The organism is Flavobacterium sp. KBS0721 (genome assembly GCF_002007065.3).
GTDB classification, from domain to species: Bacteria; Bacteroidota; Bacteroidia; order Flavobacteriales; family Flavobacteriaceae; genus Flavobacterium; species Flavobacterium piscis.
Window position 1 is genome coordinate 998111 of record NZ_CP042170.1, and the last position, 15632, is coordinate 1013742.

Below are 15632 nucleotides of genomic sequence, written 5' to 3' on the forward strand. Positions count from 1 at the left end.
AAGCAACTTAAGTTCATAAATGTTTGATCGGTAAAGATAGTATTTTTTTTAGTTTGCTTTTTATGGATAAAATCTAAAGGCTTGTTAAATAAAAAAAAACGCTTTTTCTTGTGATAAATAGCTTTTTAGAGAACATTTCCCAGTTAAATATGACTACAAATACAGCTTCAACATCCTTTAAAAAAAACCTTATTCTTGTTATTTTATGTCTTAAAGCGCACTTCAAATTTAGTTTTTTAAACTATATTCCAATTTTTCACTTTTTTAATCGTTATACTTTTTTTCCAAAAAAACACACACGAATAATAATTTAAGTTTTATCTTTCATTTATTAACTTTATTAATATGTCTACACAAAACAAAATAGAAGAATACATTTTTCAAGGCAATTTGGATGCTGCCAGAGAATCTCTTAAAAACGGGGAATCATTTTCTGAACAATACCTCAAAAACAATTTTTCTCAAATAACCTCCATAATATGTAACGCAAAAGCAATTGATTTAGCTGAGGCTCTAATAAATGCCGGTTTTATTGAAACCGATATCTATGAACTGGACAGTTTTGACAAATCTATTTTTAGTACTATTGCCCGAAATTTAAAGGATGACGAAGAATCACTTTCTTTTTTTAAAGAATTAATGTCAAAAATAGACAATCTTAATGATGAAATAAGCGATCAGACTTTACTGCGATACTTTCTTGAGAAAGGTACTCCTCCAAAAATCATAAAAATTTTGATTGATGATTTTGGAGCTGATACTCAGTATAAAAACAACGCTGGAGAAAACCTTATTTACTCTGTTATAAATACATATGGTCTAGAAACAGAGAAAACAAAAGACTATATTTCTTTGCTTATTGAAAATGGTGTTGATATTAACGAAAAAAACATTGTTGGAACTACTCCACTAATGTGTGCCGTCAAAAAAAGCAAAAAAGAACTTTTACCTTTTTTACTTGAAAATGGTGCCGATGCCAACGAAACAGACAATCCGAACAATACTGCTTTTTATTATGCTGTCGCAGAACAGTGTTCTTATGAAATGTATGATCTTTTAGCCGCTGCTGCCACGCCTGATTTTAGTATCATCAACAAAGACCAAAGAACCTTATTTACAGAATTCATTCGATCAATGTCGGATTCTGAAAGCAGCTTAAAATTTCTGGAACGATTATTATCAGATGGTGCCGATCTAAATTTCTGTGCGCAATATTACGGAAAACCAAAATCAGGATTGGATTATCTCGCAGAAAAAAAAGCCGGAATTCTAAAATTTGCATTAGACAATTCGTCAATTGACATCAATGAACAAGACAATGAAGGCAACACTTTATTGCATAAAGTGTGTCTTTTTGATGTAAATTATGATGCTGAAGCTGCAAAAGAAACTTATAGAAAAGTAAAATTATTACTTGAAAACGGTGCCGATAAAGACATTACGAATGACAAAGATGAAACAGCCCTTATGATTGCTTCCGGAGATAACCTAAAAATCAAAACGGTCGAACTTTTAATGAAATCCTAATAACAAAATTTACATAAAAAACAGCAAGATATGTCAATGTCATTTATAATTGCCTGCGAAAACGGCAACAGAAAGATAGCCGAATTACTGCTTCAGAATAAAGAAGTTGATGTAAAATATACCGACGAAAAAGGGAGAACAGCTTTGCATTACGCCGCTCACAGAGGATATTTGGATATTGTAAAAATACTCTGTGAAGATGGTGCAGATATAAATTACGAAGATCATGACGGAGAAACTCCACTGTATTTTGCCTGCCTGCAAAAACAGAAACAAACTGCTTTGTATCTTTTAGAAAATGGTGCGGAAACTACTAAAAATGACAAATACGGAAATAGTCTTTTGCATTTAGTTGTTCAGACCGCACAAATCGAAATTGCAACAAAGTTGCTTGAAGCAGGAATTGATGTTAGTTTACTGAATAACAATGGAGAAACTCCAATTTTATTGGCTTCGACAAAATTAAACAGAGAAATTATTCAACTGCTTTTAGATAAAGGTGCTGATATTAATGTCACCGATAAACAAGGAAACACACCTTTACTGCATGCCTGTTATACTAAATCGATCCCGATGGTGACAATGCTTCTGGATAATGGTGCAAATATTAATCATACGAATCATGCGGGAGAAAATGCACTTTTAATTGCTTGTTATGAAACGAACAGAATGCTTGCTAAACTTTTAACAGAAAGAGGAGCCGATGTTCTTGCATCCAATAATAATGGACATTCCCCTATTTGGTATGCCTGTGCAAATAATCAAAAGGAAATAGTTTCCCTGTTTTTAGAAAATGGAGTGGATGTAAACTACAGTAAACCTTTGGATAGCGACACTTCTTCTATGAATGATTATCTTGATTGGATTGTTAGTGCTACAAATATTGCTAATGAATCTAGTTTTACACTTAACAGCAGTTATACTTATGGTGGAGAAAGCCTTCTACATGTTGCTACAAAAAAAGGCAATTTAAGCATGGTAAAATTGTTAATCGAAGCTGGAGCAAATATCAACATTCAGGATGAATCCGGGAACACACCTTTGCATTACAGTGCAGCCAATGGAAAAAAAGATGTTGTTAAATATTTACTTGAAAATAAGGCAGACGCTTCTATCGTAAATATAAAAGAACAAAAGGCAATTGATTATTCGAATGTAAAAGGCTTTAATGAAATTACAGAATTGATTTTGAAATATGCTCCATCCGGAACCATAGTAACTCCAATTTATAAAGAAGAACCACAAAAAACAGATTCAGTGAGTTCTATCGAAGGAAAGAAAAAGGCATTATTAGATTTGAAAGAACTTTTGGATGCGGGAATTTTAACTTCTGAAGAATTTGAGGCCGAGAAAATTAAAATTTTAAAAGGATAAATAACAAACAAACTTAAAAAATGAAAAAGACATTAAATAATTCCATCATATTATTAGTACTAATCGTTACAAGTATATTTTTAACCTCTTGTACAAACCTTTCACCAGAAAAAACTTTTGAAGTAGCCGCGCTAAATTCGAATTTATTATCCCGTTTTGGAAGTAAGGATATTAATTTTAAGTTAGAATCTGAACCACAGATTTATGATGAAACTCAAAAAAAAATGATTCCATCTTCATATTACGATTATTTTAAATTTGATATTACCAATTTAGAAACTCAATTTAAAAAAATTAAAGAAATAAAGGAAGATGATGACAATCGGGAACTTCTTCAGGCATCAAAAGATTTATTCTCTTATGCAATTACTAAAGAAAAAGAAGGCTATTTGCCAATTGCCAAAATGAAGGATGAAAAAGCTTCACCTGAACAAATAGAAAAAGCAATCGCAGATTTTGACGCCGCAACTCAAAGTGAAATTGATAATAAGTTTACAAAATTGATGAATGTCGCAAAAGCATATGTCGCAAAGCATAACATCAATGCTAAAATCGGCATTTAATAAGAAAGTTTTAAAGACAAAACAATCCCTATTTTGTAATAATGCAAAATAGGGATTGTTTTTATCTGAAAATGAAGATGGCGGAGTTTATTTTGCGCCGGAACTAGGCGTTGAAATAACCAAAGGAAAACTTTTTATACATTATGCCCACGGAAGATACTGATATTGGAGATCTCTGTTTAGACTTCAAAATTCAGATCTTGAACTTATTGGCTACGATTCAAGCAGCAATCACGGACCTACAGTACTCACAGAAACGAGTATAAATTTTTTAACCAGAAGAAAAATAGTAAATGAAAACACAAACCCGAATATCGATAAACCTGAGATATTTGAAAAGAAGGAAGCAAAAATCAATAAAACAAAACTATTCAAATTATCTGAAATAGAAGATTTTGATAAGCTTGAAGTTTCAGAAGACTAAATAGAAAATCATTTACATAATATACCAAATATGAAACTAAAAACTTCTTTACTCCTTTTTGTGTGCGCAGCATTTTATAATGCAAACGCTCAAAAAGCTTATATTATAAACGATTTCATGAAAGGCTATACTTTGTATTTTGCGCAACAAACCGTAAAGTCTGAAATAAGAGAATATTATAAAATTACAGAAAATCAAAATAAAAAAATTGTACTTGAATATGGTGCAAAAGAATTGTCTAAATCTCAAATAAGCAAAACAGCCAGGACAGTTGCATTTAAAAGCATTACGGACAAAAATATTCGTGTATTAGGCGATGTGAATTTTGATGGCAGGCCTGATGTTGTTATTCATGAAACTGAAGCAATAGATGATGGTTGTTATACTCCGCAGGCAACAGCACACATTTATGTTAATACCTCAACCTCTTTTATATCCAGTCAAAGTATTAGCGATGTTTATAATGGTGCCAATTGTATGCGCGGAGGCTCATTTGACATTGACACTAAAAACAAGCGACTTATCACAACGAGTCTTGGAGGAGCTGCTCTTCATGGCATCGAACACTATAGTGTTTCTGGCACCGAAGCCAAACTTTTGTCAAGCTTTGAAGAAGACGGATTTACTCAGACGCCTTTTTATAAAATAACAGGAAAGAAATGGGAAAAGAACAAATACGTTCCTTTTACTTCTTTATCTGCTTACGAACCTGACTTGGATAAATTGCTTGTCTTTGATACAAAAAATCATAAAGGACGTATACTACTTTTTAAAGTAGATAACGTTTTATATTATGCTTTCCGACAAAATGATGAATACAAATTTGTTTCTTTTGCACATCCGGTGAGTCCGGAAAAAGCAAATAAAGCAGTATTCAAATTTAGAAAACAAAATACCGGTAAAGAATTGGAGTTTAACAGCGGTAATATTAAATATATACTATACGAAACACCGAATGCAGTTGGCATTAAAATTAATGTAAACGGAAAAATATCTGACTGGCAAGGTATGGGTAAAAAAGGAACTTTGTCTTCTTTGGCAAATGCTAAGTTGGTAAATCTTGTTAAAGAATAATTAGCTTGAAAAAAAACAAGAAGAGCCACAAATAATGTGGCTCTTTCAATTTATAATAAGCAAATAATCTAAGTCTCTTTAACTGTAATAATTTTTACCGGACAAGCTTTCGCAGCCAATTCAAAACTTTCAACGATTGTATGATTATTAGATTTCAATGTAAAAAATCCTTTTGCATCTTTCGAGTGAATCAATACCGATTTTCCGTCTTTTTTCGACATTTGAAAATGCACCGGATCCATTTCGACGCAATAATTACAGCCAATGCATTTATCTCTTTGTAAAGTTACGATAACCATTATGCTTCAACGATTTTATATAATTTATCAGACATCCTAATTCTGAATGGCAGTTTAAAAGTACAATCGTCACCTTTTGTAGCCTTTTCAGAAACCAAATCATTTACCATCATTTCGTCAATGATCATTTCCTGTGCTCCGGTACTTGGACCAGTAACTAAAATTTTATCTCCAATTTTAATATCGTAAGCTTCAATTGTAAATTGTCCCACTTCAGCTTTCGGGAAATAATGCGTTCCCTTCCCTACATAGACCTTCTTCTGCGTTGCTGCAGATCCCGGAATATCACTCCACTCTCCTAATTCCTGACCTAAATAATAACCTGACCAAAAGCCGCGATTATAAACGGTGTTCAAAGCTTCCATCCAAACCGAAACCTTTTCTTTAGAGAATGTATTATCATAATAGGCATCAATAGCCTGACGATAAGTCTTAATAACGGTTGCTACATATTCTGGCGCACGGCCACGTCCTTCGATTTTTAAAACCTGAATTCCAGAATCTATTACCTGGTCTAAGAAATCAAGTGTACACAAATCTTTTGGCGACATCATATATTCGTTGTCCAATTCGATTTCAAAACCGGTTTCCTGATCGATCACTGTATATTTTTTGCGGCAATTTTGTTTACACGCACCACGATTAGCAGATGAATTATGCGAATGTAAACTCAAATAGCATTTACCCGAAACCGCCATACACAAAGCACCATGCCCGAAAATTTCGATTTCTACTAAATTTCCGCTTGGGCCTTTTATTTGTTCTTTCTCAATTTGAGCTGTAATGTTTTTTACCTGACGCAAACTCAATTCACGGCTTAAAACCATGGTATCAGCAAACAAGCTATAGAATTTGATGGTTTCAATGTTTGTTATGTTCAATTGGGTCGAAATATGAACCTCCATACCAATTGTTCTTGCCATAGCAATCACTGCCTGATCTGAGGCAATTACAGCTGTGATACTGGCTTCTTTGGCTTTGTTCAGCAATGTTTTTACGACAGATAAATCATGGTCGTAAATTATGGTGTTTAAAGTAAGATAGCTTCTTACGTTTTTAGCTTCACAGCGATTCGCAATTTCCTGCAAATCATCCATAGTAAAATTCACAGTCGAACGCGCACGCATGTTAAGTTGTTCCACGCCAAAATAAACAGAATCCGCCCCATTATCTAAAGCAGCCTGAAGTGAATCAAAGCTCCCCGCAGGAGCCATAAGTTCGATTTTGTTGTTTGTTGTCATTTTTATTTATATTGTATTCCAATGGTTAAACCATTGATTATGTTATTCTGGTATGAATATTAATTGTGTTCCTGCGGTTTCAACCGCAGGCTATGTTTTTATTTGTATGTGTGGTATTTCAAATATAACCCGTGGTTTCAACAACGGGGAACGTTTTGATCCTATCAAACTCTACAGGATGTATCGTTGTAGATATACATTGTGTCCGTGCGGTTGAAACCACAGGGAATGTATCGTTGAGTTAAAAAATCATTTCTCTCCCAATCCATGCAATTTTACAAAATCGTCAAATTCATCTTGTCCATTTTTCTTAAGATGATGGTGCTTTTGATTTTTAATGTAATTATAAACAACCTCTAACTGAGACTCACTAACTGAATAAGCCGCAAATCCTGTTTGCCAGGCAAATTTCTCAAGGATAAGTTCTTGTCTATTTATAAAATGAGAAGAACTTCCTTTTATTTGCTTTACAATATCTGTGATAGTTTTTTGTGGATTTTGTAAAAATAAAATATGCACATGATCGGGCATTCCGTTTAGGATTCTAACAGGGCAACCAAGATCAATTAACTATTCATAAATGAAATCATTCAATTTTTTCTCAATTGAATCATCAATTAATTCCTGACGATTTTTAGTTGCCCAAATGGTATGAACCCATAGTTTGGTAAAGGATTGTGAGATCAATAAATTAGCTTAAAATTTCGGCTAATTTACAATTTTATACAATTTATCTGACAAACGAATACGGAATGGAGCCTCAAAAGTAACTCGATCTCCAATTTTAGCAGTAGTGGCTTGTGCTTCGTTGACGATCATTTTTTCTAAAATCAATTCCTGATTTCCTGTAGTAGGCCCTGAAATTAAGATTTTATCACCAGTATTTAATTCGTGGTTTTCAATAGTAAAAAGACCAACTTGCGCTTTTACATAATAGTGTTCCGCTTTACCAAGAAGTACTTTCTTTACTTTTATTTTTTGACGAATGTCTAGTGGCTTTTCGGCTGTAGCCAAAGAAGTATTAGGTAGTTCACCAGAATGTTTAAATTTCAAACTATCTGATTTTCCTTTTCTAAAAACCTTGTTTCCAACTTGTTTTCCGGTTCTCAAACGAACCTGATCAACCAAAGGCATATGTATAATATCAAGACATTCTGTAGAACAACAGTTTTCCATTGCAGCCTTACATTCATCACATTGAATAAACAACAAATGACAGCCGTCGTTTTCGCAATTGGTATGATTGTCGCAAGGTTTGCCGCATTGATGACATTGAGAGATAATATCATCGGTGATTCTTTCGCCAAGACGATTATCGAATACGAAGTTTTTTCCAATAAATTTACTTTCAATACCTTCTGCTTCAATTTGTTTGGCGTAATTAATGATTCCGCCTTCTAACTGAAAAACATTTTTAAAGCCTTGGTGTTTAAAATAAGCACTAGCTTTTTCGCAACGAATTCCTCCGGTACAATACATTACAAGATTTTTATCTTCTTTATGGTTCTGAAGCTGGTCGTTGATTATAGGTAAACTTTCTCTAAACGTTTCAACGTCTGGTGTGATGGCCCCTTTAAAATGCCCTACTTCACTTTCGTAGTGATTTCTAAAATCTACTACAATTGTATTGGGATCATCAAGGATTTCATTGAATTCTTTGGCTTTCAGGTGAACGCCTATATCTGTTACATCAAAAGTTTCATCGTTTAAACCGTCAGCAACGATTTTATCACGAACTTTAATTGTCAATTTTAAAAAGGAATGATCATCATGCTCTACAGCTTCGTTCAATCGTATGCCTTTCATGAAATCATAAACTTCAAGAGTGGCTCTAAAAGCTTCCAAATTATCTTCAGGAATACTCATTTGAGCATTTATTCCTTCGGTGGCAACGTAAATTCGGCCTAAAGCATCGAGCTTATTCCAGGCTAAAAATAAATCATCGCGAAATTTTTTGGGATCTTGAATTTTGGCATACGCATAGAAAGACAACGTTAGTCGTTGTTTACCGGCATCATCGATCATGATGGCTCTTTCTTCTGCGCTTAAAGTGTTGTACAGTTGCATGCTATAAACAGTTTTTAAGTTTAGAAATTATTTTTTGAGGTGCAAAGGTATGAAAAAGCTTCAAAGGTGCAAGGGTTCTGAGATACTAAGTTGCTAAGGTCCTAAGCTTTTTAAATGGAATTAGTAAAAAACGAAAAAGCACTATATTTCTATAGTGCTTTTTAAAATCTTTGTACCTCTGTAACCTTTGTCGCTCTGAACCTAAATCTTAGAACCTCAGCAACTCACAACCTTAGCAACTTAAAAATCAACAAAATTCGTTAAACGCATCTTGCAAGTTCTCAGCGATTAATTCAGCTGGACGTCCTTCGATGTGGTGACGCTCTAACATGTGAACCAATTCTCCGTTTTTGAACAAAGCCATAGATGGCGATGATGGAGGAAAAGGAAACATATGTTGTCTTGCAGCATCTACAGCTTCTTTGTCTACACCTGCAAAAACAGTAATTAAGTGATCTGGTTTTTTAGCGCCTTCTAAACTCATTTTTGCTCCCGGACGCGCATTTCTTGCAGCACAACCACAAACAGAGTTTACAACAACTAAAGTGGTACCTTCGGCTTTGATAGCGTTATCTACAGCGTCAGCACTATGTAAATCTTGAAAACCAGCAGCAGTCAATTCAGCTTGCATTGGTTTTACCATTTCTTCTGGATACATATCTCTTTATTTTAAATTTTACTTTTGATCTGCAAAGTTACAAAGTTTAGTGGCAACAACTTAATTTCAGGTATAAAGTTTTGTTATAGTTCGATTGTTATTTTAATGTTGACGAAATTGTCAGCAGATTTAGCGAATTTGGGCTGATGAATGCATGTTTTTATTTATGTCCCAAAAAACAAAAAAGATAAAAACCAATCTGCTAAAATCTACTGAATCTGCGTGAAACAAACTTTTTTATCTGAACATCATCCGAAACAAGGCTTTGATAAATGGTGTTTTTGGACATTTTAAAATCACTTTGAAATCTTCTAGTAGACTTGTCTCCTCATCCAGAAATTTAAAAATCAAAGCGGGATTTTCTTTTTTAAACATAGATGAAAAAATAGAACTTCCCAATTCGTTATGGCGATGCAGAATATCTAAAAGCAATAAATCATAAAACCAAAATCTGGTTTTTTTATGAAATTTTGACATTTTGAGCGATTCCGAAGTTTGGGAAGAAGAATTTTTATTAACCAAAAATGCCACCAATTCAGAAGATTTTTTATCTGAATTTTTAAAAGTATATCCTGTACTCGCTTTTGTCCAACCGCCCGCAGTTCCTATATTCAGAACGCGTTTGGTATTCTTTTTCCAAAAAGGAAAACACGTCATCGGGATACTGCCCTGCTCCTTTTCTATAATTTCATATTGATCAGCTCCCAGATTTCTTAAATAGATTTGAATCTCATTTTCGTATTCATCTTTGGGAAGAAGATTTTCAGAAAACAATGTATATTCCACCAAAGCTTCGGTTTTAGAAATAGGCAAAACATACATAAAACGCGTATTTCCTCTTTGCTCCACCGAAAAATCCATAAAAGTTGCTTGTTCCGGATTGAAGATTTCAGTTTCGCTTTTTATAAACCAACCTGTAAAATGCTGTTGTAAAACTGGATATTTAGTTTGACTTTCGGCGAAAGCCTTTGTATAAATACTATTGAATAAATAATCGCAAGTATATCGATTGCCCTCGGTTCCAACAAAAACATGGGTTTCGAGTTCATTGATATCGGTTACTTTTTCGTTTAAAAAAGTAATATTTTGATGTTTCGAAAGTTCATCAAAAATAAAATTATAAAAGTCTAATCCTCGAATTTGATTGTACTGATAGGGTTTCAACGTCAAATCACGCTTGAAATTTTCATTGGCAAATAAAGCCGAATCCCATTTTTTTGAAATAACGGATTTCCATAACGTTTCTTCTTTTGCCCAAAAACACCAGGTTCTGTCATTGGTCTTTTTCGCATCTTCATCTAATAACAAAATAGATTGACCAGAAAATTTCCCGGACAAAACCATTTTATAAACAGTCATCAAAGCAGATAAACCTGCTCCTGTAAAGATATAATTGAAGTGTGGAATTTGTGAAGAAGCCATTTTCAAAAATAAGAAATTTTATTCTTTCAATTTTTCTAAAAGCAGTTTAAAATCCTTTCGATTAAGATAGTTATTGTATTGTAAGATAATCTCTCGTTTTTCATTCAAAACACATAAAACCGGATATACAATTTGGTTGTTTATTGTTCCCAACTGCAAAGCCAGTTCATGAACGCCAACATTATTTCCTGATGGTTTGTATTTAAAAGTTTGATTATTAAAAGTAATATCTCGTTTTTCCTCGGCATTAAAATCCACAAAATAAAAATCAGAATTTAGTTTTTGGATAATATCCTGATTTTTGAAAGTCGTATTTTTCATTCTTTGGCAAAACTGACACCAATCGGTATGAATGAAAACGATTATTTTTCTCTTTTGAATTTGCTGCAAACTGTCTACTTCCACAAAAGATCTGGTTTTAAGTTGACAGAATCCAATTGAAGTTATTCCGAAGAAGATTATAAGTAAAATTAGCTTTTTCATTTGTTTTTGTTTTTTTTGCCACAGATTGCTCAGATTAAAAGGATTTTTTTGCCACGAATTACACTAATTTTCTCGAATTTAATTCGCGATAATTAATAGTGTCAATTTTACTTTTTTTATTGCAAAGATTACAAAGTCAATAGTATAGTTATAAAAATCAGTGTAAATCCGTTTGATCAGCGTTATCCGTGTGCCATTTTACCTCAAAGTATATCGCAACCCAAAGAACCCTCGAATTGTCTGGTTTTGACCGTAAACATAAGTGGTATCAAAAGTCAAACCGTACGGATTATCCGGTGTAACCATCACTTTTCCGGCAGCATCGTATTGCACGTTTTTATCGAAAGGATCATTGGTTCTTGAAATCAAAAACGGATTATTTCGCTTTGGTGTAAAGTTCAATAGATTTTTTACTCCGCCATACAATTCAAAATTCTTCCATCCAAAATACGTAAACTGAATATTCTGAATACTATACCAAGGCGAGTTGGGATCCCTAGGATCTAAATCGCTCAACAAAGGCAATTTCATTGGGCTGTAAAGATTTCCGGTGTAATCCAGTGACAAATTCCACGGTTCTATTTTATAAGAAATGCTCCAGGTTCCGGTAAATTTTTCGGTTAAAAAAGGTCTTTCCGAAATTCCGTCCTGAACATTTTTATTATCTAAAACCGTCGCTCCCAGAATGAATTTTAATCCGTTGGTGAAATTCAAATCAACATTGGTACTAATTCCCTGGCTTATCGCATAACCATCAATATTATCGTAAATGATTTTGTTGGGATCTGTTTCGTAATCTGAAATGATTTTATTGCTGAAACGGGTATAAAAAGCCGTCGTTTCAATTCCCATAAAAGTTCCATTTCCGAAATTGATTTTCTGAATATAATTCAAATTTACGTTTACAGATTTCTCAGGTTTTAAGTCATTTTGAATCACAACATCCCGCGAACCTGTCAAAGCAGCGTGATCTTCTGTAAATAAATTCACAACCCTAAATCCCGTTCCTGCGTTTAATCGAAAAATCGTGTTTTCATTTGCTTTGAACCGATACGCAAATCTTGGTGTAAAAATCGAACCGTGAATCGAATTATAATCGTAACGCGCGCCTAACAACACCTGACTTTTTGATGAAAACGTTATTTCATCCTGAACAAATATTCCAGGCAGCCAGGTACTTTCAGCCTCCTTTGTGGCCGGAGTATTATCATCATAATACGAATATCGAGTGGCAATTCCTGCAAGTAAATCATTGCTTCCTATTTTTTTATCCCAAGTCAGCTGTAAAAAACCAATTTTCTGATTGGCGATATAAGAGGTTGTTCCGTAACGGCTGTCCTGATAATGCACGTTTCCAGAGAACGAAAGCATCAGTTTTTCTTCAAATGGCAATTGATAACTTCCTATCAATTCTCCCCTTTTGGTATAAATACTTTCACCGTAAATTTCGTCACCACCACGATATTTTTTATCCCAACGCACATCTCCACCCCAACGATCTTCGTACATTCCGCGTGCTGCAATTGTAAATAAACGATTATTCTCTCTTTGAAAATTCCATTTATTAAAAACCGAAATTCTTTGCGAAAGCGTCACATCTGTAAATCCGTCTTTGTCTTTATCGACAACCTGATTGTAATCGAAATAATTGATGCCTAAAAGTGTCGAGGCCTTTTTGGTTGGATTGAATTTCATCCCCAAATCGACATTGGTTTCTAAATAGGAAGTCGTAAAAACATCTGCCGAAAACAAAGGTGCATTCGTTGGATTTTTAGTAATAATGTTGATTAATCCTCCCACAGCTTCACTTCCGTAAAGAGAAGATGCCGGACCTTTTACAATTTCAATTCTTTCGACCAAAGAATTAGGAATACCTGACAAGCCATAAACTGTCGAAAGACTGCTCACGATTGGCATTCCGTCAATTAAAACCAAAGTATAAGGGCCTTCCAGTCCATTAATATGAATATCGCCCGTATTACAAACACCACAATTAAGCTGTGGCCGAACTCCGTTGATGTTTTGAAGTGCTTCGTAAATACTTGGAGTGGGATTCTTTTTGAAGAAAACAGGAGAATACACCTCAACAGGAACGGCACTTTCTAATCGTTTAACGGCTTTTAAAGTTCCGGAAACTACGACTTCATTCAGCTGGTTTTCATTATCGGTTAATTCAAAATCATAAGATTGAATAGAATCTTTAACTTCTATTTTCTTCTTTACTGTCTGAAAACCTATTTGAGAAACCTGAAGGGTATAATTGCCAACCGCAACATTTTCTAATGTATAATATCCTAGACTATCTGTGATTGTTTTATGTTTTGTTCCCGTTAAATGAACATTCACCAACTGTAATTTATGGCCTTCGCCCGAAATATATCCAGAAATAGTAGAAGTTTCTTGTGCGAACGAAATCTGCAAACTAAACAAAAGCAATATCAAAAATAGTTTTTTCATCATTATAAAATTAAATTTAGACAAAACTAAAAATTATATTTCATAAATAACGATTTTAAATTTAGAAATTTATAACTTTTATCATGTCAATATGTTATACTTTACTAAAGCGAAACTATAGACTACTATTATTTAATTTTTTAAATCTCGCAAAGCCGCTAAGTCGCAAATTATTTTTATTTTACGTTTTTACAATAAACTTGAGCCTTCACGGCTTTGCGAGAGATTTTCGATGCATCAATTAAAATCCTCTTCGATAAGATTTTTATTAATCACCGCGCCCGCAAAGGAACCTGTAGAAACTGCAATCGCCACAGATCGCATTTGTGTAGTGCAATCGCCGCTTGCGTAAACGCCTTCCACATTTGTTTTTTGCATAAAATCAACCTTTAGCAAACCTTGGTCATTAATTTCACAACCTAAATCTTGTGGCAAATGACAATGCTGTTCAAAAGGCGGTCTCGCATAAATGGCTTTCACGGCAACTTTTTCATGATTTTTAAAAATGATGTTATTAATAGATCCGTTTGTATGTTCGAAAGAGTCTATTTCTTCTTCAAAAATTGATACACCGTACTTTTTAAGGATTTTAGTTTGTTCCAAAGTCAAAGTCGACTTTCCGTTGGTGCACAATCGCAGGTCTTTTGTCCAGTTCGAAATGAGTTTTGCATAATCAAATCCCATTTCGCCATTGGCAATAATGGCTGTCTTTTCATTTTTAACTTCATAGCCATGACAATACGGACAATGCAAGACCGAAATCCCCCAACATTCAGCAAAACCTTTAATTTCAGGAAATAGATCTTTAACTCCGGTTGCAAATAGAATTTTTCTGGCAGTAAAAAATTTTCCGGACTGGGTTTCTATTTCAAATCCGGATTCTGTTTTAATGACATTGATGGCAAGTCCGTTATAAAATTCGACTGTACTGTAAAATTCTACCTGCGTTTTGGCTTTCGCCGAAATTACGGCGGGTTTTTCACCATCTTGTGTTATAAAGTTATGCGAATGTGGTGTTTGTCTGTTGCAGGGCAAACCACTATCAATAACCAAAACCTGACGTAAAGAACGCCCCAAACTCATTGCTGCAGAAAGTCCGCTATAGCTGCCACCGATAATGATAACATCGTATTTATTATTTTCGATCATAATTGTATATTTAATGATTACTATTTTTATGCATTTTATAATTTAATAGATGCCCGATGATCATTCCGATGCCTCCAATAAAAATCAGATCGAGATGAATGTCAAGAAAAAGTTCCGTTAAAACACTAATCCAGATTAACGCCATCGAAATAATCAGGATAGCAGATATCAAAAGACTGGATTTTTTAATAATTTTGAGAATTGCAAACAATCCTATTGTTGCAAAAAGCAAATCAATAATTGGGTTATGACTTAAACCTAATGGCAAAATGGTTAAAAGCGGAAAAACCAGACAATGAACCAAACAAATGGTTGCACTTGAAATTCCTAAAATATCGTAAAAAGGTGTGGTAGATTTCTTCATTTTCAGTACATTTGCTTAATGCAATTTTGTTGCAAATATATCAATTAATTTCAATTGCAACAATGTTGCGATAATATTTTTAATTCCATAAAAATGAAAACAACAAGAAATACAGCAGCAAAGACAGCCGTTTTAGAGATTTTTGGCAAATCGAAAACCGCACTGTCTCATGCAGAAATTCAAAAACAAACAGGAGATTTATGCGATCGAGTTACTATTTACAGAATCTTAGAGCGATTGGTTAATGACGATATTATACATAAAATTGTGAATCTTGACGGAACCGTAAAATATGCAAAATGTCATCATCACGCTCAACGTGTACACATACATAATCATGCTCATTTTAGCTGCGAAAAGTGCCTGGAAATAACATGTCTTGAAAATGTAAAACCGAGCTATATCATTCCGCACAATTATAAAGTGAACGATATAAACTTTACATTGTCAGGATTATGCCCAAATTGTTTAAATTCTAACAACTAAGATTTAGACTTGTCTAAAAATATTGTTGCGAGAATGTAATTTTT

At 33.8% G+C, this 15632-nt stretch carries 15 protein-coding genes; 5 read left to right on the plus strand and 10 right to left on the minus strand.

What is annotated here, in order from left to right; all coding sequences use genetic code 11:
* Window positions 1-345 precede the first annotated feature (345 nt).
* From B0M43_RS04575 to B0M43_RS04590, 4 genes are all read left to right on the plus strand, one after another.
* Window positions 346-1527 (plus strand): ankyrin repeat domain-containing protein, encoded by a 1182-nt coding sequence (locus B0M43_RS04575; RefSeq protein ID WP_078006681.1) that lies wholly within the window; start codon window positions 346-348, stop codon window positions 1525-1527.
* Between the two features lie 30 nt (window positions 1528-1557).
* The gene (locus tag B0M43_RS04580) at window positions 1558-2901 is read left to right on the plus strand and encodes an ankyrin repeat domain-containing protein (protein ID WP_078006680.1); all 1344 of its coding nucleotides are present in this window, start codon (window positions 1558-1560) and stop codon (window positions 2899-2901) included.
* Window positions 2902-2921: 20 nt separating this feature from the next.
* Window positions 2922-3464 (plus strand): hypothetical protein, encoded by a 543-nt coding sequence (locus B0M43_RS04585; protein ID WP_065451880.1) that lies wholly within the window; start codon window positions 2922-2924, stop codon window positions 3462-3464.
* 454 nt (window positions 3465-3918) lie between these two features.
* Window positions 3919-4962, plus strand: a complete 1044-nt coding sequence (locus B0M43_RS04590; protein WP_078006679.1) for a hypothetical protein — start codon at window positions 3919-3921, stop codon at window positions 4960-4962.
* A 68-nt stretch (window positions 4963-5030) separates the two neighbouring features.
* Here the strand turns inward: B0M43_RS04590 and B0M43_RS04595 are convergent, their stop codons facing one another.
* The 10 genes from B0M43_RS04595 to B0M43_RS04640 form a co-directional block, all read right to left on the minus strand.
* Window positions 5031-5261, minus strand: a complete 231-nt coding sequence (locus tag B0M43_RS04595) for a ferredoxin (protein WP_065451877.1) — start codon at window positions 5259-5261, stop codon at window positions 5031-5033.
* The gene (locus tag B0M43_RS04600; RefSeq protein ID WP_078006678.1) at window positions 5261-6502 is read right to left on the minus strand and encodes a peptidase U32 family protein; all 1242 of its coding nucleotides are present in this window, start codon (window positions 6500-6502) and stop codon (window positions 5261-5263) included. The genes B0M43_RS04595 and B0M43_RS04600 overlap by 1 nt, the downstream gene beginning before the upstream one ends.
* 249 nt (window positions 6503-6751) lie before the next feature.
* Window positions 6752-7069, minus strand: coding sequence for a transposase (locus B0M43_RS24715; protein WP_371296047.1), 318 nt, complete (start codon window positions 7067-7069; stop codon window positions 6752-6754).
* A 141-nt stretch (window positions 7070-7210) separates the two neighbouring features.
* Window positions 7211-8569, minus strand: a complete 1359-nt coding sequence (locus B0M43_RS04610; protein WP_078006677.1) for a rhodanese-related sulfurtransferase — start codon at window positions 8567-8569, stop codon at window positions 7211-7213.
* 247 nt (window positions 8570-8816) lie between these two features.
* On the minus strand, window positions 8817-9227 hold the full coding sequence (locus tag B0M43_RS04615; RefSeq protein ID WP_026982321.1) for a BrxA/BrxB family bacilliredoxin: 411 nt from the start codon (window positions 9225-9227) through the stop codon (window positions 8817-8819).
* 237 nt (window positions 9228-9464) lie between these two features.
* On the minus strand, window positions 9465-10649 hold the full coding sequence (locus B0M43_RS04620) for a lycopene cyclase family protein (RefSeq protein WP_078006676.1): 1185 nt from the start codon (window positions 10647-10649) through the stop codon (window positions 9465-9467).
* An 18-nt stretch (window positions 10650-10667) separates the two neighbouring features.
* Window positions 10668-11132: a thioredoxin family protein gene (locus B0M43_RS04625; protein ID WP_078006675.1), complete on the minus strand. Its 465-nt coding sequence runs from the start codon at window positions 11130-11132 to the stop codon at window positions 10668-10670.
* A 198-nt stretch (window positions 11133-11330) separates the two neighbouring features.
* Window positions 11331-13589 (minus strand): TonB-dependent receptor, encoded by a 2259-nt coding sequence (locus B0M43_RS04630; RefSeq protein WP_078006674.1) that lies wholly within the window; start codon window positions 13587-13589, stop codon window positions 11331-11333.
* 237 nt (window positions 13590-13826) lie between these two features.
* The gene (locus B0M43_RS04635) at window positions 13827-14738 is read right to left on the minus strand and encodes an NAD(P)/FAD-dependent oxidoreductase (RefSeq protein WP_168199926.1); all 912 of its coding nucleotides are present in this window, start codon (window positions 14736-14738) and stop codon (window positions 13827-13829) included.
* 10 nt (window positions 14739-14748) lie between these two features.
* Complete coding sequence (locus B0M43_RS04640) at window positions 14749-15102, minus strand: MerC family mercury resistance protein (protein ID WP_065451870.1); 354 nt, start codon at window positions 15100-15102, stop codon at window positions 14749-14751.
* Between the two features lie 93 nt (window positions 15103-15195).
* Between B0M43_RS04640 and B0M43_RS04645 the strand changes: the two genes are divergently transcribed.
* Window positions 15196-15588, plus strand: coding sequence for a Fur family transcriptional regulator (locus B0M43_RS04645; RefSeq protein WP_065451869.1), 393 nt, complete (start codon window positions 15196-15198; stop codon window positions 15586-15588).
* The last annotated feature ends 44 nt before the right edge of the window (window positions 15589-15632 follow it).

Bases quoted from the DNA above. Each gene is read 5' to 3' on its own strand.
- B0M43_RS04575 (WP_078006681.1), top strand. From the start codon at position 346: ATGTCTACACAAAACAAAATAGAAGAATACATTTTTCAAGGCAATTTG.
- B0M43_RS04580 (WP_078006680.1), top strand. From the start codon at position 1,558: ATGTCAATGTCATTTATAATTGCCTGCGAAAACGGCAACAGAAAGATA.
- B0M43_RS04585 (WP_065451880.1), top strand. From the start codon at position 2,922: ATGAAAAAGACATTAAATAATTCCATCATATTATTAGTACTAATCGTT.
- B0M43_RS04590 (WP_078006679.1), top strand. From the start codon at position 3,919: ATGAAACTAAAAACTTCTTTACTCCTTTTTGTGTGCGCAGCATTTTAT.
- B0M43_RS04595 (WP_065451877.1), bottom strand. From the start codon at position 5,261: ATGGTTATCGTAACTTTACAAAGAGATAAATGCATTGGCTGTAATTAT.
- B0M43_RS04600 (WP_078006678.1), bottom strand. From the start codon at position 6,502: ATGACAACAAACAACAAAATCGAACTTATGGCTCCTGCGGGGAGCTTT.
- B0M43_RS04610 (WP_078006677.1), bottom strand. From the start codon at position 8,569: ATGCAACTGTACAACACTTTAAGCGCAGAAGAAAGAGCCATCATGATC.
- B0M43_RS04615 (WP_026982321.1), bottom strand. From the start codon at position 9,227: ATGTATCCAGAAGAAATGGTAAAACCAATGCAAGCTGAATTGACTGCT.
- B0M43_RS04620 (WP_078006676.1), bottom strand. From the start codon at position 10,649: ATGGCTTCTTCACAAATTCCACACTTCAATTATATCTTTACAGGAGCA.
- B0M43_RS04625 (WP_078006675.1), bottom strand. From the start codon at position 11,132: ATGAAAAAGCTAATTTTACTTATAATCTTCTTCGGAATAACTTCAATT.
- B0M43_RS04630 (WP_078006674.1), bottom strand. From the start codon at position 13,589: ATGAAAAAACTATTTTTGATATTGCTTTTGTTTAGTTTGCAGATTTCG.
- B0M43_RS04635 (WP_168199926.1), bottom strand. From the start codon at position 14,738: ATGATCGAAAATAATAAATACGATGTTATCATTATCGGTGGCAGCTAT.
- B0M43_RS04640 (WP_065451870.1), bottom strand. From the start codon at position 15,102: ATGAAGAAATCTACCACACCTTTTTACGATATTTTAGGAATTTCAAGT.
- B0M43_RS04645 (WP_065451869.1), top strand. From the start codon at position 15,196: ATGAAAACAACAAGAAATACAGCAGCAAAGACAGCCGTTTTAGAGATT.